Genomic DNA, 20060 nt, shown 5'->3' on the forward strand with positions numbered 1-20060 from the left:
TCAGTCCAACGCTTCGAGTTTGACAACCACGATGGACAGGTTGTCGCCGCCGCCACGCGCACGGGAACGGGCTTTTTCAATCAGGAATTCGGTGGCTTCGCGGGCCGACAAGGTGGACAACACGGAGCCGATTTCGCTGTTCTTGAAGTAGTGCCAGACGCCGTCACTGCAGACCATGAGTGAATCACCGGCCCGCAGTTTGCTGATGTAGTGGCGCTCCACCGGTGGATCACTCTCGGTGCCCAGACAGCCCATCAAAATGTTGGACTGGGGATGCACGGCTGCCTGCTCTTCGGTGATCTCACCTTTGTTGACCAGGGCCTGCACGTAGGAGTGGTCGGTGGTGCGCTTGACGAAGGTGGCTCCGCGATAGTGGTAAATACGAGAGTCGCCAGTGTGTGCCCAATGGCAGTCACCGCCGGCGTTGATGATGAAGGCCGCCAGGGTGCTGTGCGGTTCCTGCTCGGATGAAATGGCCGTGAGCTTGATGACCAGGTGCGCTTCCTTGATGATTTGCGCCAGGATGGCCGATGCCTCTTCGGTGGACGGGTCATAGCGGTCAAACAGCTGTTTGGCCGTCATCATGACCTGGTCTGATGCCTTGCGCCCACCGCTGCGCCCGCCCATGCCGTCGGCCACCACGGCGAGCACGCAGCCATTGATGCGCGGGTGCTGCAGCAGCGCTACCTGGTCCTGCTGGTATTCACGATCACCCTTGTGGATGCCAGTGGATGCGGTGAGTCGGTAACCGGTTGTTGCCATGTTCGTTGCGCGGTGAAGCGATACTTGTCTTGAAGTCCCTGATCAGCCGTATTATCGAGCCAGCGGACGCGATTTGCCCGCCCGCCTTCTGCAAACTTTTACCAAATCCCTTTGACACTCAATTTGAATTCCCCGCAGTGGCGCCTGATCGCCCTGCGCATGGAACATGGTGATCTGGACGCTCTGATCGACCAGGCCTCTGAAAAGTCCCCGCAGGACGAACTGATGATGCGACGCCTCAAGAAAAAGCGCCTGGCCCTGCGCGATGAAATCGCCCGGGTCGAGCTTGAGCTCTCACCCGACGAGCCTGCGTAAATGCCGTTGACGCAAGCGGTTGCTGCGGCGTTTGCCCCCACAGGGCTACTTTCCCAGGCGGTGCAGGAGTACCGCGGCCGCCCCGGCCAACTGCAAATGGCCCAAGCCGTGGCCGAGGTGATAGAGCAGGGTGGCATGCTGGTGGTGGAGGCCGGAACCGGTGTTGGCAAGACCTATGCCTACCTGGTGCCTGCCCTGCTGTCCGGTAAAAGGGTGCTGATATCCACCGCCACCAAGGCCTTGCAAGACCAGTTGTTTGGCCGCGATATTCCGCATTTGCGCGAGCTCCTGGGCCTGCCCCTGCGTGTGGCCCTGCTCAAGGGGCGCGCCAGTTACCTGTGCCTGAACCGCCTGGAGTCGGCGCGCCAGGACTGGCGCATGGACGAGCGCCTGGCAGCGCTGCACCTGGCGCGCATTGAAAGCTGGGCGCACTCCACCCAGAGTGGCGACATGGCCGAGGTGGAGGCACTGGATGACAGCTCCCCCTTGATGCCCCTGGTGACCTCCACCCGTGAGAACTGCCTGGGTGCGCGCTGCCCGCAAGCCTCCAGCTGCTTCGTCAACCGGGCACGGCGTGAGGCCCTGTCCGCCGATCTGGTGGTGATCAACCACCACCTGTTTTTTGCCGACCTGAATGTGCGCGAATCCGGCGTGGCCGAGCTGCTGCCTTCGGTGCACGCAGTGGTGTTTGATGAGGCCCACCAGCTCAACGAAATTGGCGTGCAGTTTTTAGGGCGGCAGCTTGGCACCGGGCAACTCAGCAACTTTGCGCGCGATCTGGAGCAGACGGCCCAGGCCCACGCGCGCGGCCTGGCGCCCTGGGCTGAGCTGGCGGCCAGCCTGGAGCACAGTGCCGAAGCCATGCGCGCACGCTTTCCCGAAAGCGAACGTGTGGAGCGCCTGGACTGGGCTGCAGCCGGTTCGCGCTGGCCCCAGTTGATCGAGGCGGCCTTGCTGGCGCTTGGCAACACGCAGGCGGCACTGGTGCTGGTGGCCGAAATGGCGCCGGAGTTGCAGTCGCTGCAAAGCCGTGCGCAGGATTTGATGGAATTGCTGAACCTGTTTTTGCTGCCAGTGCCCGATGACGCGGTGCGCTGGCTGGAACTGGGCCGTCAGGTGCGCATGTTGCAGTCGCCGCTGGATGTGTCGCAGGCCATGCAGACGCGCGTCTTGCCACCACAGGGCGAGGCTGGTGGCGGCAAGTCCTGGGTCTTTACCTCGGCCACGCTGGGGCACGATGCGCAGTTGAGCTGGATGGTGGAGAGTTGCGGCCTGGAAGGTGCCCGCATCCTGAAAGTCCCCAGCCCCTTTGACTACGCGCAGCAGGCCGCGCTCTACGTCCCCAAGGTCTTTCCCAAACCGTCAGAGGCCAGCCACAGCGACGCCGTGGCGGCGCTGGCCTTGCAAGGCGCCTTGGTGCTGGGTGGCCGCACCCTGGTGCTGACCACCACCTTGCGCGCCATGCGCAGTATTGGTGACCGCCTGGCCATGGAACTTCAGGGTCGGGACGATATCCAGGTGCTGGTACAGGGCGCCATGCCAAAGCGGGAATTGCTCGCACGCTTTTTGCAGGCGGGCGATGCACAGGACGGTGGTGCCATCCTGGTGGCCTCGGTCACCTTTTGGGAGGGCATCGACATGCCGGGTGCGGCTTTGCAATTGCTGGTGATTGACAAGCTGCCCTTCACACCGCCGGATGACCCGGTGCTGCAGGCGCGCTCCAAAGCGCTGGAGGGTGCTGGCAAAAGCCCCTTCAAGCATTTGCATCTGCCGCAGGCCGCCGTGGCCCTGCGGCAGGGGGCAGGGCGTTTGATACGCCGCGAGTCCGACGAAGGGGTGCTGGTGATTTGCGATGTACGGCTCAACCAGATGGGCTACGGCCGCCAGCTGCTGGCAGCCTTGCCGGCCATGCGCAGGCTGGGCAGCGAACAGGAGTTCGCTCAGGCGCTGGAGGCGCTTACCAGACCTGCCACCAGGGATCGTTCTTCGAACGTGCTCCCTTGGTGAGAAATTCGGACTGCGGATAGCTGGTTTCCAGAACGCGCTTGGCGTCATCGCGCAGCTGTGTCATGCCCAGTGCGTCATAGGATTTGTAAATGATGAAGAGGGCCTCTTCAAGAGCCGGCACATTGCGGTAATCGGAGATCGCGGCCTGTGCCCGGTTGATAGCGGCCAGGTAGGCTGCGCGCTTGTAGTAATAGCGGGCCACGTGCACTTCGTATTGCGCCAGGGAACTCACGATGTAGTTCATGCGCTGCGCGGCGTCCGCCGCATAGCGTGAGTCCGGAAAGCGTGCCACCAATTCCTTGAAGGACTCAAAGGCTTCCTTGGACGCCTTCTGGTCCCGTTCTGACAGGTCCTGACGGGAAATGCCCGAAAAAAGGCCCAGGTCGTCATTGAAGTTCACGATGCCCTTGAGGTAGAGCGCGTAGTCCAGGGCGGGGCTGGCCGGGTGCAGCTTCATGAAACGGTCCAGTGTGGCGATGGCCTGGGCAGGCTCCGACGTCTTGTACTGGGCGTAGGCCTTGTCGAGCTGTGCCTGCTGGGCCAGCGGTGTTCCGGCAGCGCGCGCTTCCAGTTTTTCAAACAGGGGAATGGCTTTGTCGTACTGGCCGGCATCCATGGAGTCCTTGGCGTCCGCATAAATGGCGTTGGGGCTCATGCCAATGGTCTTGTCCACCGGGGCGGTAGAAGCGCATCCCGCCAACCCTAAGGCCACGGTTATCAGCCCCAGGGCACAAACAACCGATAATTTGACTCGCAACATTGTGGGAAACCTTCTTGAAACAGACCGACGCGATTATATCGGCCACCCCCTTGGGACTTCTTGCCGAAGAGGGAGAGGAACCTGGCCCCGAATCGGACATCCGCGTTCTGGAGGTGCAGGCAGACCAGCATGGTGAGCGATTGGACAAGGCACTGGCCAGTGGCGTGAGCGAATTCTCACGCAGCTATTTGCAGCAATTGCTGGAAACCGGCCTGGTTACGCTCAACGGCAAGCTCTGCACCAAGGTCTCGCAAAAGGTCAAGGCGGGCGACCGCATCAGCCTGGAACTTCGGCCCACGCCGCAAAGCCAGGCCTTCAAGCCCGAGGCCGTGGCCTTCGGTATTGCCTTTGAGGACGCGCACCTGCTGGTGGTCAACAAGCCCGCCGGCCTGGTGGTGCACCCGGCTCCGGGCAACTGGAGCGGCACCCTGCTCAACGGCCTGCTGGCGCACGACCCGTGTTTTCTGCTGGTGCCGCGCGCGGGCATCGTGCACCGCCTGGACAAGGACACCAGCGGCCTGATGGTGGTAGCCAAGACCCGCGAAGTGATGGACGCCCTGGTCAAGGCGATTGCCGCGCGCGAAGTCAGTCGCCAATACCTGGCACTCGCGCACGGCGCCTGGGTCGGCTCCAGGAGCCGCACCGTGGATGCACCCATAGGACGCGACCCGCGCAACCGCCTGCGCATGGCCGTGGTGGATCTGGCCAGCCAGTCCGGCAAGACTGCGCGCACGGACTTTGAGCTGCAGGCCAGCGATGCCAGCAGCTGCTTTGTGCGCTGCATTCTGCACACCGGCCGCACCCATCAGATCAGGGTGCACATGGCCTCCATAGGCCATCCCCTGGTGGGCGACAGCGTGTATGGCGGCACGGCGCAGTTTGGCCTGAGCCGACAGGCACTGCATGCCACGCGTCTGGCTTTCGTGCATCCGGTGACAGGGAAGCAGTTGCAATTCGATGCGCCGCTTGCGCCCGACATACAGCAGGCGATTGCCCATTTGGGGCCTGCGGTACAATCCGCCAAAGCCTGAAGGGCTGTTGACCTCCCGCTGAGTTGAGGTCGCCACGGGGTCTGCTCCCCGTTGGATATCCGAAGAAACCCCATTGATGTGTCGCCGTGAGGGCGATGTTTTCCGGAAAATGCCTGACTATGAATTTGGCGGACGCAAAGCGGGTCCTTGAGACCGCGCTAATTTGCACTCAACAACCGATGCCCGTGCGTGATATGCGTGCCCTGTTTGGCGACGCGTTGGGTGTCGACACGCTCAAAACTTTGTTGGCTGAATTGCATGACGACTGGGCGGGCAAGGGCGTGGAACTGGTGAACGTGGCCAGTGGCTGGCGCTTCCAGAGCCGCCCTGAAATGCGCGAATACCTGGACCGCCTGCACCCCGAGAAGCCCCCGCGTTACACCCGGGCGACGCTGGAAACGCTGGCCATCATCGCCTACCGCCAACCGGTCACGCGTGGCGATATGGAAGACATTCGCGGCGTGACCATCAACTCGCTGCTGATCAAGCAACTCGAAGACCGCGGCTGGGTGGAAGTCATTGGCCACCGCGAAGCCGCCGGCCGACCGGCCCTGTTTGCCACGACCAAGCAGTTTCTGGATGACCTGGGGCTGGCGTCGCTGGACCAGTTGCCCTTGCTGGACAGCCCGGAGCAGGCCTCGCAGGCCTTTGAGTCGCTGGTGTCGCTGGAAGAAGAATTGCCGGTGCCGCTGCCGACTGAACCCAACCCGGCCGAGCCGGAACTGCAAATGAACATGCCCCTGGACGCCCCTGATACGGACGCCACCCCACCAATGGACGGAAACCTGATATGAATGAAAACGGCGCAACGCCTTCCCCGGACGATGAAGAGTCCCCTCGGGACGTGGCCCCCGTCGTCTTTACGGTCGCACCGGCTGAAGAGACCCAGCCCGCAGCCAGCGGCGCAGCCACCCGCTTTGACGACATCCTCTCGGGCCAGTTTGATGCCGATGAAGAAATCATCGAACTGGCACCGCCCAAGCGGGTGCTGGCACCCATGGCCGAGACGCCCAAGCTGCACAAGGTGCTGGCCCAGGCCGGCATGGGCTCGCGCCTGGAGATGGAGCAACTGATTCTGGAAGGCCGCATCTCGGTCAACAACGAACCAGCCCACATCGGCCAGCGCATCCAGTTCGGCGACAGCCTCAAGGTCAACGGCAAGCCGATCCGTGTACGCATAGACCCGCCTCCGGCGCGCGTCATCGCCTACCACAAGCCCATTGGCGAAGTGGTGACCCATGACGACCCGCAAAATCGCCCCACCGTGTTTCGCAAGCTGCCCAAGCTGCCGCAGGGCAAGTGGCAGTCGGTGGGTCGCCTGGACTTGAATACCGAAGGCCTGTTGCTGTTCACCAGCTCGGGTGAGCTGGCCAACAACCTGATGCATCCGCGCTTTGGCCTGGAGCGCGAGTACGCTGTGCGCGTGCTCGGCGCCCTGACCAAGGATGAAAAGCAGCTGCTGCTCAGCGGCGTCAAGCTGGATGACGGCATGGCCCAGTTCGGCTCGATTGAAGACGGCGGCGGCGAAGGCTCCAACTGCTGGTACCGCGTCACCATCTCTGAAGGCCGCAACCGCGAAGTGCGCCGCATGATGGAGGCCGTGGGCCACGCGGTCAGCCGCCTGATCCGCATCCGCTACGGCGCCATGCTGCTGCCCCGCGGACTCAAGCGCGGCGCCTGGATGGAGCTTGATGATGCCGACATCCGGGGCCTGATGCAGGCTGCCGGCGGTGTGCGCCCGCCTGGTGAACGCAATGAACAGTCCCAGCGCGAAGGCGGTGGTGGTGGGAATGGCCCGGGCAACCGTGGTCCCCGTGGCAACCGGGGTCGCTCCGGCGGCCCACGTGGCAACACCGATACAGGTCCTGGCCGCAATGCCCAGGGACCCAATGGCGCCGGTCGTGGTGCTCGCCCGGCGCGCTCCAATGATCGCCCCGCAGCCAACGCCCAGCCCGATCCGATGAAGACTTCAGTGGGATATATCGGTGCCGACAGCCTGAGCCGCCAGCGCCAGGAACGCGGTCAGCGCCCCGGTGGCAATGGCGGTCCGCGCCGTGGTGGTCGAGGCCGCCCGGGCTGATGTCCCAATGCTAAAATGACAGGCTTTGCTCCATTGGGCAAATTAATCAACCCAGATCAGGAATTTCCATGACTATCGAACGCACTCTCTCCATCATCAAGCCTGACGCCGTTGCCAAAAACGTGATCGGTCAAATCTACGCCCGCTTCGAAGCTGCTGGCCTCAAGGTGGTTGCCTCCAAGATGGCCCACCTGTCGCGCGGCGAAGCCGAAGCGTTTTACGCCGTGCACGCAGCCCGTCCTTTCTTCAAGGATCTGGTCGACTTCATGATCTCCGGCCCGGTGATGATCCAGGCCCTGGAAGGCGAAAACGCCATCCTCAAGAACCGTGACCTGATGGGCGCTACCGACCCCAAGAAGGCGGCTCCCGGCACCATCCGCGCTGACTTCGCTGACAGCATTGATGCCAACGCAGTACACGGCTCGGATGCTGCTGAGACGGCTGCGAATGAAATCGCATTCTTCTTTGCCGGCATGAACGTGTATTCCCGCTAAGTTCTATCCGAACAAGCATGCAATGACGGCCAACCTGCTCGAGTACGACCTTGACGGATTGGCCGCATTCTGCGAGCGGCTGGGTGAGAAGCGTTTTCGCGCCACCCAGCTGTTTCGCTGGATCCATCAAAAAGGCGCTGCCCAATTTGATGACATGAGTGACCTGGCCAAGTCTTTGCGCGAAAAGCTCAAGACCACGGCACACATCCAGGCACCGACCGTTCTCTCCCAACATATTTCCTCGGACGGCACCATCAAGTGGCTGTTCGACGTCGGCGGTGGCAATGCCATCGAGACGGTATTCATCCCGGAAGACGACCGCGGCACGCTCTGCGTGTCCTCGCAAGCCGGTTGCGCCGTGGGCTGCCGCTTTTGCTCCACCGGACACCAGGGCTTTAGCCGCAACCTGACAGCAGGCGAAATCGTTGGTCAACTTTGGTTTGCAGAACATTTCCTTCGAAAACATCTGGGCGTGTCGGAGCGCGTCATCTCCAATGTGGTGATGATGGGCATGGGCGAGCCCCTGCAAAATTACCAACCCCTGGTGCAAAGCCTGCGCGTGATGCTGGACGACCATGGCTACGGCCTGTCGCGCCGCCGTGTGACGGTGTCCACCTCGGGTGTGGTGCCCATGATCGACCGTCTGGGCCAGGATTGCCCCGTGGCACTTGCCGTGTCCCTGCATGCCTCCAATGACGCTCTGCGCGACAACCTGGTGCCGCTGAACCGCAAGTACCCGCTGGCCGAACTGCTGCAGGCCTGCCAGCGCTATCTGGAATTTGCGCCGCGCGACTTCATCACCTTTGAATACTGCATGCTCGACGGTGTGAACGACACGCCTGCCCACGCCGAAGAGCTGGTGCGTCTGGTCAAGGCCCAGTCGGCCAAGGCCTGGTGCAAGTTCAACCTGATTCCCTTTAACCCGTTTCCTGCGTCCGGCCTCAAACGCTCCAACCACGCGGTGGTGCAGGCGTTTGCCAAAATGCTCACCGATGCGGGCATCGTCACGACGGTGCGCAAGACCCGGGGCGACGATATTGACGCTGCCTGTGGGCAACTGGCCGGTGATGTGCAGGACCGCACATCCGTGGACAAGCGCATAGCCAAGCAACGCACGATCATGTTGACCCAAGAGAAGTTGAATCATGAATAAAACGCAGTCTTTGCGAGTGGCTTCATTTCTTTACTTGGGCAGCGTCTGTGCGGCCTTGCTGCTGGCCGGCAGCCTTGCGGGTTGCGCAGGCGGCGGGTCGGCCGCCACAGCAACACCGCAAACGTTTACCGATTCGGATGAGCCCGAGTCGCGCAAGCGTGCCACCAACCGGCTCAAGCTGGCGGTGCTGTATTTTCAGGATGCCAAGTACAACTTTGCGCTGGACGAGGTCAAGCAGGCCATCGTCACCGACCCCAACTGGTTTGAGCCCTATGCCATGCGCGGTCTGATCTTCCTGCAAACTGGCGATTACGCACAGGCAGAAGCCAGCTTGCAAAAGGCGCTGGCCATCAACCCCAATGCGTCTGACGTCAAGCACAACTACGGTTTCCTGTTGTGCAAAATGAAGCGCCCGGTGGAGGCGACCAAGTACTTCCGGGCCGCACTGTCAGATCCAACGTATGCCCAGCGCGCCAAGACCTGGGCAGAGCAGGGCAATTGCCAACTGGCCAACGGCCGCAAGGGCGATGCCGAGGCCAGTTTCATGCACGCTTACGAACTCGATGCGGGCAATGCGGATACCGGCTACAAGCTCAGCAACCTGTTGTTTCAGCGCGGGGAACTGGTCAAAGCGCAGTTCTATACGCGGCGTATCAACAACAGTGAACGCGCCTCGGCCGAATCCCTGTGGTTGGGCATCAAGATCGAACGCAGTCTGGAAAACCAGGACGCGCAATTGCAGCTCGAAGCACAGTTGCGCCGGCGTTTTGCGCAGTCCCCTGAGGCAATGGCATTAGAGCGTGGAGCATTCAATGAGTGATGAAGCGGTTGTGGTCCCCAGTACGGTCTCAGGCGGTCTGACGGCCGGCATGTTGTTGCGCCAGGCCCGCGAAGCTACTGGCTTGCATATTGCTGCCTTGGCTGTTTCGATGAAGGTGCCGGTAAAGAAGCTGGAAGCGTTGGAGGCTGATCGCCTGGAAGAATTGCCGGATGCTGTGTTTATCCGTGCATTGGCCAGCAGCGTGTGCCGCACGCTCAAGGTGGATCCGGCACCGGTGCTCAGCAAGTTGCCGCAATCTGCAGTGCCGAAGCTGGACAAAAGCGACCGGGGTATCAGCATGCCCACCCACGGCTCACAGTTTTTGACGGGCAATTCCCTGATGTCTGTTGCCACCAAGCCCGCGGTGTTGGCGGTGGTGGCCTTGTTGCTGGCCGCATTGGCTGTCGTTTTGTTTCCGGAAGCCCGCAACACGGTAGGTACTGCAGAGCCGGGCAAGCCGGTGCCGGATGAAGCCGTGGCAGCAGCGCTTGCCAAGGATGTGGCACCGGTGGCTGCGCCTGCAGTTGCGCCAGTAGTTGCCGAGAAGCCGCCCGCGGCTGCGCCCGGTCCGGAGCTGCCTGTGCAAGCTGCCGCCGCCGTGACCGAACAGGTGCAGGTCACTGCTTTGGCACCTGTTCCTGCTGCAAACAAAGCCGTCTTGGCTGCCTCGGAGGCGGGTGCCGCAACTTCCGGCCTGCTGGTGTTCAAGGCCTCAGCCACATCCTGGGTCCGCGTGAGCGATAGCAAAGGCTCAGTGAAGTTTGAAAAGACCCTGGCGGCCGGTGAGACCGCCGTGGCCACGGGGGTGCCGCCCCTGTCCGTGGTGGTGGGCAATGTGGCCGCCACCGAGGTGCTGCTGCGCGGCCAGCCATTCACGATGCAAGACCTGAACCAGAACAATGTGGCCCGTTTTGAGGTGAAGTGATGCAAGAACCAAAACCGATTGAATTGGCGCTGCCGCGCGTACGCGAGTCCCTGCGTTCTGAAGTGGTGTGGGGTAGCCGTGTAGTGGCTGTGGGCGGCGGTGCGCCGGTGGTGGTGCAGTCCATGACCAACACCGACACCGAGCAGGCCGTGGAAACCGCACTGCAGGTGAAGGAGCTGGCGTTGGCCGGCTCCGAGATGGTGCGCATCACCGTCAACACACCAGAAGCCGCCAAGGCCGTACCGTATATCCGCGAGCAGCTAGACCGCATGGGCATTGACGTGCCCCTGATTGGCGACTTTCACTTCAACGGCCACCGCCTGCTCACCGAGTTTCCGGACTGCGCCCAGGCCCTCTCTAAATACCGCATCAACCCCGGCAACGTGGGCAAGGGTGACAAGCACGACCGCCAGTTCGGCCAGATGATTGAAGCAGCAGTGCGCTGGAACAAGGCCATCCGCATCGGCGTGAACTGGGGCAGCCTGGACCAGGAGTTGCTGGCCTCCATGATGGACGAAAACAGCCGCCGCGCGGTGCCCTGGGATGCCAAGCCGGTGATGTACGAGGCGCTGATTGCCTCGGCCATAGGCTCGGCCAAGCTGGCGGAATCCATGGGAATGCCCGCTAGGCAAATTGCGCTGTCCTGCAAGGTCAGCGGCGTGCGTGACCTGATTGCGGTGTACCGCGAACTGGGCCGGCGCTGCAACTACCCGCTGCACCTGGGCCTGACCGAAGCCGGCATGGGCACCAAGGGCACCGTGGCCTCCAGCACCGCCCTGGGCGTGCTGCTGCAAGAAGGCATTGGCGACACCATCCGTGTGTCGCTCACCCCCGCACCGGGCGAGTCGCGCACCCAAGAGGTGGTGATTGCCTCCGAGATCCTGCAGTCCCTGGGCCTGCGCACCTTTGTGCCCAGCGTCACCGCCTGCCCGGGGTGCGGCCGCACCACCAGCACCACCTTCCAGGAACTCACCCAGCAGATTGACGACTTCCTGCGCGCGCAGATGCCGGTCTGGCGTGTGCGCTACCCCGGCGTGGAGCACCTCAAGGTGGCCGTGATGGGTTGCATCGTCAACGGCCCCGGCGAGAGCAAGCATGCCGACATCGGCATCAGCCTGCCCGGCACCGGCGAGGCGCCCGCAGCGCCGGTATTCATCGACGGTGAAAAGCGCATGACCCTGCGCGGCGAAAACATCGCCACCGATTTCCAGAAAGTGGTGGAAGACTACATCGCGCAGCGCTTCACCGCTGCCCCTTCCGCTGCCATCTCCGCATAAAAATACAGCAGGCATGAACGAGAAAATTGCGCCACGCAAAGTGGAAAAACTGGTTGCCGTCAAAGGCATGAATGACATCCTGCCGCCGGACTCGGCACGCTGGGAAGCCCTGGAAGACAAGGTGCGCAGCCTGATGCAGCGCTTTGCCTATGAGAACGTGCGCACCCCCATCGTCGAGCCCACCGCGCTGTTTGTGCGTGGCCTGGGCGAGGTGACCGATATTGTCGAAAAAGAGATGTACTCCTTTGAGGACAGGCTCAACGGCGAGCAGCTCACCCTGCGTCCGGAAAACACCGCCGGTGTGGTGCGCGCGGCCATTGAGCATTCGCTGCTCTACAACGGTGGCAAGCGCCTGTACTACATGGGCCCCATGTTCCGCCATGAGCGCCCGCAGCGCGGCCGTTACCGCCAGTTCCACCAGATTGGCGCCGAGGCCCTGGGCTTTAGCGGCGGCGAGGTGGATGCCGAACTCATTTTGATGGCCAGTGCGCTGTGGAAGGAACTGGGCCTGGATGACGTGGCCCTGCAACTCAACAGCTTGGGCCAGCCCGAAGAGCGCAACCAGCACCGTGCCGCACTGATTGCCCACTTTGAGGCGCACCACGACGCGCTCGACGAAGAGGCCAAGCGCCGCCTGCACCTCAATCCCTTGCGCCTGCTCGACAGCAAGAACCCGGCCATGCAGCCGGTGATCGAAGCCGCACCGCGCCTGCTGGACTTTCTGGGCGAGGCCTCCAGGCGCCACCTGCAAAGCGTGACCGACGTGCTGGACGCCAACGGGGTGGCTTACACCATCAACCCGCGCCTGGTGCGCGGCATGGACTACTACAACCTCACCGTGTTCGAGTTTGTGACCACCCGGCTGGGCTCGCAGGGCACGATCTGCGCCGGTGGCCGCTATGACTACCTGTTCGAGCAAGTGGGCGGCAAGCCGACCCCGGCGGTAGGCTGGGCCATTGGCATCGAGCGCGTGCTGGAGTTGCTCAAGGAGCAGGGCGCTTTGCCCGTGGCCCCGGCCGTGGATGCCTATGCCGTCGTGCCGGATGTGGCGTCACTGCCCGCCGTCATGGCCTGCCTGCAAACCCTGCGCGCCTCTGGCACCTCGGTGCTGATGCACGCCAGCACAGCCGAAGGCATGGCCAGCATGAAGTCGCAGTTCAAGCGCGCTGACGCCTCGGGCGCCCGCTTTGCCCTGGTCTTTGGCGCCGATGAAATGGCCCAGGGCCAGGTCACCGTCAAGGCCTTGCGTGACGCCAGCATCCCGCAGCAGACCCTGGCATTGCCAGAGGCGGCCCAATGGGCCAAGAGCCTACAATCCACCGCTTAACTCCCAAGTCCCATGGCAAAACATCTAGACCTCGAAGAACAAGAACAGCTTGATGAAATCAAGCATTTTTGGAAGCAATACGGCAACGCCATCACCTGGGTTCTGATCGCTGTGCTGGGCGCGTACGCCGCCTGGAATGGCTACCAGTACTGGCAGCGCAGCCAGGCGTCCCAGGCGGCTGCGATGTACGATGAAGTCGAGAAAGTGTCCCGTGAGGGCGATGCCGACAAGCTGCAGCGCGCCTTTGACGACATGAAGTCGCGCTTTGCCTCTACCGCCTATGCACCGCAAGCCGGCCTGCTGGTGGCCAAGACCCTGTACGAGTCGGGCAAGGTCGACGGCGCCAAGGCAGCCCTGACCTGGGTAGCAGAAAAATCCGCGGACGCCGGTTACGCCTCGGTAGGCCGTCTGCGTCTGGCGGGCTTGCTGATGGACAGCAAGGCCTATGACGAAGCCCTGAAGGTGCTGGACACCGGCATGACCGAAGAATTCGCCGCGCTGCAGGCCGACCGTCGGGGCGACATCCTGTTGGCGCAGGGCAAGAAGCCCGAGGCCAAGGAACAATATCTCAAAGCCTTCAAGGCCTTTGACGATCGCACAGATTACCGCCGTCTGGTGATGGTCAAGCTCAACAGCCTGGGTGTGGACCCGCTGGCCGATGCCGCTGCACCCGTGGCTGCAGACAAAGGCGCTGCGTCCAAGTGAGTGATTTAACCGTTCGGAGCAAGCCGGTCATGCGCAGTCTTTTTGCAATGCTGTTGGTCTCCCTGTTGGCAGCTTGTGCCGGAGTCGACAGGCCCAAGCCAGCCCCCTTGCCGGAAAACGTTCCCCTGCTGGGCGTGCGCGCAGTCTGGTCTGTGGCGATTGGCTCGGTCGACTTTCCCCTGGATGTGCGGGTGGTGGACGGACGCGCCTACCTGGCTTCTACCGACGGCACCGTGGCGGTGCTGGACGCGCAAACCGGTGCCGACGTCTGGCGCACCAAGCTCGATACCCCCTTGAGTGCCGGGGTGGGTAGTGATGGCCGCTACGCCGCTGTGGTCAGCCGCACCAGTGAACTGCTGGTGCTGGACGCAGGCAAGCTGGTGTGGAAGCAAAAGCTCAAGGCGCTGACCCTGACCGCACCCCTGGTTGCGGGTGGCCGGGTCTTTACGCTGTCGGCCGACCGAACCGTCGTGGCCTTTGATGCCGCCAGTGGCCAACGCCTGTGGCAGCAACAAAAAGCGGGCGACGCCCTGGTGCTGGGACAGTCCGGCCTGTTGACTGCTGTGGGTGACACGTTGGTGGTGGGCTATGGCGGCCGGGTGGCCGGCCTGAACCCTCTGACCGGTGCCACGCGGTGGGAAACAGCGGTTGTGAGCGCGCGCGGGACCAATGAAGTCGAACGCTTGGTGGATGTGGTCTCCGGCTACAGCCGTGAAGGCAACCAAATCTGTGTACGGGCCTTCCAATATGCCGTGGCCTGCCTGGATGCTTCCACCGGAAAATCGCTCTGGAGCAAACCGGCCAACGGCAGCACGGGTGTGGCGGGCGACGCCAGCATGGTGTACGGCACAGAGGCCGACGGCAAGCTTTCAGCCTGGAATCGCAAGGACGGCGAGAAAGCCTGGACGCTGGACCGCTACCGTTTCCGTGTGCTGAGCGCACCGCTGGTGGCGGGCCGCTCCCTGCTCTTTGGCGATGACGCCGGCAATCTGCATGTGCTGTCCAAGACCGATGGTGCCCCCTTGAACCGGATCAAGACCGATGATTCCGGCCTTTCCGTGGCACCTGTACTGGCTGGCAAGACTTTGCTGGTGGTGAGTCGCCGCGGCACTGTTTACGCGTTCCGGCCTGAGTAGGCCCTTTTAAGCATTCATGAAACCCGTAATAGCGCTGGTGGGCCGACCCAATGTCGGCAAGTCCACCCTTTTCAACCGCCTGACCAAAACGCGTGATGCCATTGTGGCGGACTACGCCGGGCTGACGCGGGACCGCCACTATGGCAATGGTGCCCAGGGCAAACACGAGTACATCGTGATTGACACCGGCGGTTTCGAGCCCGATGCCCTGACCGGCATCTACAAGGAAATGGCCAAGCAAACCCGCCAGGCTGTCGCCGAAGCCGATGTGGTGGTGTTTGTGGTGGACGCTCGCGCTGGCGTGTCGGCACAAGACCACGACATTGCCAAGTACCTGCGCAAACTGGGCAAGCCCTGCCTGCTGGTGGCCAACAAGGCCGAGGGTATGACGCAGGGCATTCAGTTGGGCGAGTTCTTTGAGTTGGGCCTGGGTGAGGTGGTGCCTGTATCTGCCTCGCACGGCCAGGGCATCAAGGCCCTGGTGGACATGGCACTGGCACCCCTGCACCTGCCCGAAGACGGCGAGCCCGAGCCCGAGCAAGACCCCGGCGTCATCAAGCTGGCCGTGGCGGGCCGCCCCAATGTGGGCAAGTCCACGCTGATCAACACCTGGCTGGGTGAAGAGCGCCTGGTGGCCTTTGACATGCCGGGCACAACGCGTGACGCCATCTCGGTGCCGTTTGAGCGCAATGGCCAACGTTTCGAGTTGGTGGACACGGCTGGCTTGCGTCGCAAGGGCCAGGTGTTTGAGGCCATTGAAAAATTCTCGGTGGTCAAGACCCTGCAGGCCATTGAATCTGCCAGCGTCGTGCTGCTGTTGATCGATGCCACGCAGAGCGTGACCGATCAGGATGCCCACATTGCGGGCTACATCCTGGAGTCGGGCCGCGCCGTGGTGATTGCCATCAACAAGTGGGACGCCGTGGACGAATACCAGCGCGAGTTGGTCAAGCGCGCCATGGAAACCCGCATGGGCTTCCTGAAATTTGCCACCGTGCACTACATCTCGGCCCAGAAGCGCCAAGGCCTGGGGCCGGTGTGGGACTCGATTGCCCAAGCCCACCGCTCGGCCAACTGCAAGATGCCCACGCCGATGCTCACCCGCCTGCTGCTCGAAGCCGTGCAGTTCCAGACGCCCAAGAAGACCGGCATGTACCGCCCCAAGATGCGTTACGCCCACCAGGGTGGCATGAATCCGCCCATCATCGTGATTCATGGCAACTCGCTGGAGCATGTGACCGAGACCTACAAGCGCTTTCTGGAAGGGCGCTTCCGCAAGGAGTTCGATCTAGTGGGCACACCCCTGCGCATCCAGATGAAGAGTGCGTCCAACCCCTACGCCGACAAGGATTAGCCGGCGCTTTTCTTTACAGCTAATTTATGACCGCCTTGCGGCGGTTCTCTTTAACTGTGCTATCTTCAGCGCTTATCAATTTTTTCGAACACGGAAAATATCGTGAATAATAAAGGCCAACTCCTTCAAGACCCCTTCCTGAACGCATTGCGTCGGGAGCATGTGCCGGTGTCCATTTACCTGGTCAACGGTATCAAATTGCAGGGTCAAATCGAATCGTTTGATCAATACGTGGTCTTGCTGCGCAACACCGTCACCCAGATGGTTTACAAGCATGCCATCTCCACCATCGTCCCCGGCCGTGCTGTGTCATTCAGTGCAGGCGGTGAAGAGCAAGCCCCTGCGGCCTGATCTGACGGCCCATTCAGGGGTGGGCGCTCTGGCGCTCTGGTTGTCCCATTGACCGCGCACGCACAAGCCAAGGCCAACACCATCCTGGTCGGTGTGGATTTGGGCCTTCCCCATTTCGACGGCGAACTCGAAGAGCTGGGCCTCTTGGCCCAGACGGCTGGCATGCATCCTGTGGCCAGGGTCACCTGCAAGCGCCGCGCGCCTGACGCCGCCCTGTTCATAGGCTCGGGCAAGGCCGACGAAATCAAGATGCTTGCAGCCCAGGTGGGTGCCACCGAGGTGCTGTTTGACCAGTCGCTCAGCCCCGGCCAGCAGCGCAATCTGGAGCGGCATCTGGAGATGCCGGTCAATGACCGCACCTTCCTGATCCTGGAAATCTTTGCCCAGCGCGCCCGCAGCCACGAGGGCAAGTTGCAGGTGGAGCTCGCCCGTCTGCAATACCTCAGCACACGCTTGGTGCGGCGCTGGTCGCACTTGGAGCGCCAGAGTGGCGGCATCGGCATGCGTGGCGGCCCGGGCGAGGCACAGATCGAGCTGGACCGGCGCATGATCGGCGAGACCATCAAGCGCACCAAGGAGCGCCTGTCCAAGGTCAAGAAGCAGCGCCAGACCCAGCGGCGCCAGCGCGAGCGGCGCGACGCCTTCAACATCTCGCTGATTGGCTACACCAACGCGGGCAAATCCACGCTGTTCAATGCGCTGGTCAAGGCCCGCGCCTATGCGGCCGACCAGCTGTTTGCCACGCTGGACACCACGACCCGACAACTTTACCTGGGAGACGCGGCGCGCTCTGTGTCTCTCTCTGACACCGTGGGTTTCATCCGCGACCTGCCGCACGGACTGGTGGATGCCTTCCAGGCCACACTGCAGGAAGCCGTTGACGCCGATCTGCTGCTTCATGTGGTGGACGCCTCCAATGCCGACTACGTGGAGCAGATCGCCCAGGTGCAGCGCGTGCTGACAGAAATCGGTGCCCAAGACATTCCGCAACTGCTGGTGTTCAACAAGACCGATGCTTTGTCCCCGGACCAGCAACCGCTGCGGCTGGTGGATGAGTATGAAATCGATGGTGTGCAAACACCACGGGTCTTTGTAAGTGCCAGGAACGCGCAAGGCCTGGCCGAGTTGCGGCAGACCCTGTCAGCTTTGGTAGCCGCCGCGAAGCCTGCGGACAATCTGACGGACTATGCCCCTGAGAATGGCGGGGCTGCAACGTGATTGGGCACAATCGGTTCAAAGCCATATAAGTTGAAACAATGAAATCACTACCTACCCGGTTCGACTGGAGCATGCCCATGCAGGGACTCAAGCGCGTCTTCAATTTGAATGATTCCCGCTGGGGTCGCAGTGGCGAGAAGTCTGATGAGGCTGGCAAGCCGGCGGACGGAACTCCTGACAGCGAGCCTCCCAAGCAGCCCGCGCCAGACCGGCGCCCCCAGAACACCAATTCCGGCCCGCCGGATCTGGATGAGCTGTGGCGCGATTTCAACCGCAAGCTCGGCAGCCTGTTTGGCAACAAGCCCGCGGGCTCTCAGGGCGGTGGCACGGGCGGTGCAGGCGGCAACGGTGGATTCCAGCCCGACATGAAGACGGCCGGTGTGGGCATTGGCCTGATTCTGGGTGTGCTGCTGTTGATCTGGTTGGGCACCGGCTTCTTCATCGTTCAGGAAGGCCAACAGGCCGTTATCACCCAGTTTGGCCGCTACAAGTCCACAGTGAACGCCGGTTTCAACTGGCGCCTGCCGTACCCCATACAGCGCCACGAACTGGTGTTTGTGACGCAGATCCGCTCGGTGGACATAGGCCGCGACACGGTGCTCAAGGCCACCGGCCTGAAAGAGTCGGCCATGCTGACCCAGGATGAAAACATTCTGGACATCAAGTTCGCGGTGCAATACCGCCTGAACGATGCGCGCGCCTTCTTGTTTGAGAGCAAGAACCCCACCGACGCCGTGGTGCAGGCGGCTGAGACTGCTGTGCGCGAAGTCATAGGCCGCATGCGCATGGATGCTGCCCTGTCTGAAGAGCGCGACCAGATCGCCCCCCAGGTCCGCACTCTGATGCAGGCGATTCTGGACCGTTACAACGTGGGTATTGAAGTGGTGGGCATTAACCTGCAGCAGGGCGGCGTGCGTCCGCCTGAGCAGGTGCAGGCCTCGTTTGACGATGTGCTCAAGGCCGGGCAAGAGCGTGAGCGTGCCAAGAACGAAGCGCAAGCCTATGCCAACGATGTGATTCCCCGCGCCGTGGGTTCCGCCTCGCGCCTGAAGGAAGAGGCCGACGCTTACAAGGCACGGGTGGTAGCCCAGGCCCAGGGTGATGCCCAGCGTTTCCGCTCGGTGTTTGCCGAATACCAGAAGGCACCCCAGGTAACCCGTGACCGCATGTACCTGGACACCATGCAGCAGATCTACACCAACGTGACCAAGGTGGTGGTGGAGTCCAAGCAGGGCTCCAACATGCTGTATCTGCCGCTGGACAAGGTTTTGCAGATGAATGGTGCCTCTGCCGGATCGGCCGATGCCGCCACCAGTGCGGCTGCCAGCACCACGGTGTTGCCTGCCGTGCCTGCCGCCAACAACAATGCCTCGGACGCCCGGGCCCGCGACGCTGCTCGCACCCGTGACCGTGACGTTCGCTAGGAGCACGCTATGAACCGTATTGGACTTATTCTTTCCTCCCTGCTGGTGCTGTTGGTGCTGGCCAGTTCCACCTTGTTTGTGGTCGACCAGCGCCAGTTTGGCGTGGTCTATGCCCTGGGTCAGATCAAGGAAGTGATCACCGAGCCTGGCCTCAACTTCAAGCTGCCGCCGCCGTTCCAGAACGTTTCCTACATCGACAAGCGCCTGCTCACGCTCGACAGCTCCGACTCCGAGCCCATGCTCACGGCCGAGAAGCAGCGCGTGGTGATTGACTGGTATGTGCGCTGGCGTATTACCGGCCCCACCGAGTACATCCGCAACGTGGGCCTGAATGAGGGCGCTGGTGCCCTGCAGCTCAACCGCGTGGTGCGCAATGCCTTTCAGGAAGAGATCAACAAACGCACGGTGAAGGAGTTGCTGTCCCTCAAGCGCGAAGCCCTGATGGAGGATGTGAAGGCCGAGGTGCTGGACAAGGTGCGCGGTGCTAAACCCTGGGGCGTGGACGTGGTGGATGTGCGTATCACCCGTGTGGACTATGTGGAAGCCATTACCGAGTCGGTCTATCGCCGCATGGAGGCCGAGCGCAAGCGTGTGGCCAACGAGCTGCGTTCCACCGGTGCGGCCGAAGGTGAAAAAATCCGCGCTGATGCCGACCGCCAGCGCGAAGTGACGATTGCCAATGCCTACCGCGACGCCCAGAAGATCAAGGGCGAGGGTGATGCCGAAGCCGCGCGCATTTACGGCGAATCCTTTGGAAAGGACCCGCAGTTTGCCCAGTTCTACCGCAGCCTGGATGCCTACAAGGCCAGCTTTGCCAACAAGAGCGACGTGATGGTGCTGGACCCGACCAGCAGCGAGTTCTTCAAGGTGTTCCGCAATGGCGGCGCGGGTGGCAACAGCGCGCCCGCCAAAAAGTAGCCG

Annotated in this window: 19 protein-coding genes and 1 pseudogene; 18 read left to right on the plus strand and 2 right to left on the minus strand. The window is 62.3% G+C overall.

The genetic code is table 11. The features are described 5' to 3' along the window. Positions 1-762 carry a PP2C family protein-serine/threonine phosphatase gene (locus tag DIC66_RS00880; RefSeq protein WP_117173120.1) on the minus strand — a complete coding sequence of 254 codons (762 nt, stop codon included), beginning with the start codon at positions 760-762 and terminating at the stop codon, positions 1-3. A gap of 111 nt (positions 763-873) precedes the next feature. On the opposite strand from DIC66_RS00880, the gene DIC66_RS00885 reads away from it, so the two are divergent. Further along, positions 874-1077: a YdcH family protein gene (locus DIC66_RS00885; protein WP_117173122.1), complete on the plus strand. Its 204-nt coding sequence runs from the start codon at positions 874-876 to the stop codon at positions 1075-1077. Continuing rightward, a complete protein-coding gene (locus tag DIC66_RS00890) occupies positions 1078-3084 on the plus strand; it encodes a DNA repair helicase YoaA (RefSeq protein ID WP_117173124.1) in 2007 nt (668 codons plus the stop codon). It abuts the gene before it with no gap. Here the strand turns inward: DIC66_RS00890 and DIC66_RS00895 are convergent. Next, positions 3035-3844 carry an outer membrane protein assembly factor BamD gene (locus DIC66_RS00895; RefSeq protein ID WP_117173126.1) on the minus strand — a complete coding sequence of 270 codons (810 nt, stop codon included), beginning with the start codon at positions 3842-3844 and terminating at the stop codon, positions 3035-3037. The two genes, DIC66_RS00890 and DIC66_RS00895, sit on opposite strands and share 50 nt — an antisense overlap. 14 nt (positions 3845-3858) lie before the next feature. Between DIC66_RS00895 and DIC66_RS00900 the strand changes: the two are divergent. From DIC66_RS00900 to hflC, 16 genes and pseudogenes are all read left to right on the plus strand, one after another. Further along, positions 3859-4897: pseudogene (locus DIC66_RS00900) on the plus strand (RluA family pseudouridine synthase). 97 nt (positions 4898-4994) lie between these two features. Further along, complete coding sequence (gene scpB / locus DIC66_RS00905) at positions 4995-5669, plus strand: SMC-Scp complex subunit ScpB (protein WP_117173128.1); 675 nt, start codon at positions 4995-4997, stop codon at positions 5667-5669. Then, on the plus strand, positions 5666-6955 hold the full coding sequence (locus tag DIC66_RS00910; protein WP_117173130.1) for a pseudouridine synthase: 1290 nt from the start codon (positions 5666-5668) through the stop codon (positions 6953-6955). Before scpB ends, DIC66_RS00910 begins: the two co-directional genes overlap by 4 nt. A gap of 68 nt (positions 6956-7023) precedes the next feature. Continuing rightward, complete coding sequence (gene ndk / locus DIC66_RS00915; RefSeq protein WP_117173132.1) at positions 7024-7449, plus strand: nucleoside-diphosphate kinase; 426 nt, start codon at positions 7024-7026, stop codon at positions 7447-7449. 22 nt (positions 7450-7471) lie between these two features. Continuing rightward, the gene (rlmN, locus tag DIC66_RS00920; protein WP_117173134.1) at positions 7472-8602 is read left to right on the plus strand and encodes a dual-specificity RNA methyltransferase RlmN; all 1131 of its coding nucleotides are present in this window, start codon (positions 7472-7474) and stop codon (positions 8600-8602) included. Continuing rightward, entirely contained in the window at positions 8595-9422 is an 828-nt protein-coding gene (gene pilW, locus DIC66_RS00925; protein ID WP_117173136.1) for a type IV pilus biogenesis/stability protein PilW, read from the plus strand. The genes rlmN and pilW overlap by 8 nt, the downstream gene beginning before the upstream one ends. Next, complete coding sequence (locus DIC66_RS00930) at positions 9415-10347, plus strand: helix-turn-helix domain-containing protein (protein ID WP_117173138.1); 933 nt, start codon at positions 9415-9417, stop codon at positions 10345-10347. The genes pilW and DIC66_RS00930 overlap by 8 nt, the downstream gene beginning before the upstream one ends. Further along, on the plus strand, positions 10347-11624 hold the full coding sequence (ispG, locus tag DIC66_RS00935) for a flavodoxin-dependent (E)-4-hydroxy-3-methylbut-2-enyl-diphosphate synthase (protein ID WP_117173140.1): 1278 nt from the start codon (positions 10347-10349) through the stop codon (positions 11622-11624). The genes DIC66_RS00930 and ispG overlap by 1 nt, the downstream gene beginning before the upstream one ends. 40 nt (positions 11625-11664) lie before the next feature. Next, on the plus strand, positions 11665-12951 hold the full coding sequence (hisS, locus tag DIC66_RS00940; RefSeq protein WP_117174089.1) for a histidine--tRNA ligase: 1287 nt from the start codon (positions 11665-11667) through the stop codon (positions 12949-12951). A 12-nt stretch (positions 12952-12963) separates the two neighbouring features. Next, a complete protein-coding gene (locus tag DIC66_RS00945; protein ID WP_117173142.1) occupies positions 12964-13656 on the plus strand; it encodes a YfgM family protein in 693 nt (230 codons plus the stop codon). 29 nt (positions 13657-13685) lie between these two features. Next, on the plus strand, positions 13686-14792 hold the full coding sequence (gene bamB, locus DIC66_RS00950; protein WP_117173144.1) for an outer membrane protein assembly factor BamB: 1107 nt from the start codon (positions 13686-13688) through the stop codon (positions 14790-14792). Positions 14793-14808: 16 nt separating this feature from the next. Beyond that, positions 14809-16146, plus strand: a complete 1338-nt coding sequence (der, locus tag DIC66_RS00955) for a ribosome biogenesis GTPase Der (protein WP_117173146.1) — start codon at positions 14809-14811, stop codon at positions 16144-16146. 102 nt (positions 16147-16248) lie between these two features. After that, complete coding sequence (hfq, locus tag DIC66_RS00960) at positions 16249-16497, plus strand: RNA chaperone Hfq (RefSeq protein ID WP_420820468.1); 249 nt, start codon at positions 16249-16251, stop codon at positions 16495-16497. Positions 16498-16545: 48 nt separating this feature from the next. Beyond that, complete coding sequence (hflX, locus tag DIC66_RS00965; RefSeq protein ID WP_233505735.1) at positions 16546-17715, plus strand: GTPase HflX; 1170 nt, start codon at positions 16546-16548, stop codon at positions 17713-17715. 38 nt (positions 17716-17753) lie between these two features. Then, complete coding sequence (hflK, locus tag DIC66_RS00970) at positions 17754-19139, plus strand: FtsH protease activity modulator HflK (RefSeq protein WP_233505736.1); 1386 nt, start codon at positions 17754-17756, stop codon at positions 19137-19139. Between the two features lie 9 nt (positions 19140-19148). Beyond that, on the plus strand, positions 19149-20057 hold the full coding sequence (gene hflC / locus DIC66_RS00975) for a protease modulator HflC (RefSeq protein ID WP_117173152.1): 909 nt from the start codon (positions 19149-19151) through the stop codon (positions 20055-20057). Positions 20058-20060: the final 3 nt, after the last annotated feature.

Source organism: Rhodoferax lacus (genome assembly GCF_003415675.1).
GTDB classification, from domain to species: Bacteria; Pseudomonadota; Gammaproteobacteria; order Burkholderiales; family Burkholderiaceae_C; genus Allorhodoferax; species Allorhodoferax lacus.

Coding starts and splice junctions, on each gene's coding strand:
- DIC66_RS00880 (WP_117173120.1), bottom strand. CDS start 762: ATGGCAACAACCGGTTACCGACTCACCGCATCCACTGGCATCCACAAG.
- DIC66_RS00890 (WP_117173124.1), top strand. CDS start 1,078: ATGCCGTTGACGCAAGCGGTTGCTGCGGCGTTTGCCCCCACAGGGCTA.
- DIC66_RS00895 (WP_117173126.1), bottom strand. CDS start 3,844: ATGTTGCGAGTCAAATTATCGGTTGTTTGTGCCCTGGGGCTGATAACC.
- scpB (WP_117173128.1), top strand. CDS start 4,995: ATGAATTTGGCGGACGCAAAGCGGGTCCTTGAGACCGCGCTAATTTGC.
- DIC66_RS00910 (WP_117173130.1), top strand. CDS start 5,666: ATGAATGAAAACGGCGCAACGCCTTCCCCGGACGATGAAGAGTCCCCT.
- ndk (WP_117173132.1), top strand. CDS start 7,024: ATGACTATCGAACGCACTCTCTCCATCATCAAGCCTGACGCCGTTGCC.
- rlmN (WP_117173134.1), top strand. CDS start 7,472: ATGACGGCCAACCTGCTCGAGTACGACCTTGACGGATTGGCCGCATTC.
- pilW (WP_117173136.1), top strand. CDS start 8,595: ATGAATAAAACGCAGTCTTTGCGAGTGGCTTCATTTCTTTACTTGGGC.
- DIC66_RS00930 (WP_117173138.1), top strand. CDS start 9,415: ATGAGTGATGAAGCGGTTGTGGTCCCCAGTACGGTCTCAGGCGGTCTG.
- ispG (WP_117173140.1), top strand. CDS start 10,347: ATGCAAGAACCAAAACCGATTGAATTGGCGCTGCCGCGCGTACGCGAG.
- DIC66_RS00945 (WP_117173142.1), top strand. CDS start 12,964: ATGGCAAAACATCTAGACCTCGAAGAACAAGAACAGCTTGATGAAATC.
- bamB (WP_117173144.1), top strand. CDS start 13,686: ATGCGCAGTCTTTTTGCAATGCTGTTGGTCTCCCTGTTGGCAGCTTGT.
- der (WP_117173146.1), top strand. CDS start 14,809: ATGAAACCCGTAATAGCGCTGGTGGGCCGACCCAATGTCGGCAAGTCC.
- hflK (WP_233505736.1), top strand. CDS start 17,754: ATGAAATCACTACCTACCCGGTTCGACTGGAGCATGCCCATGCAGGGA.
- hflC (WP_117173152.1), top strand. CDS start 19,149: ATGAACCGTATTGGACTTATTCTTTCCTCCCTGCTGGTGCTGTTGGTG.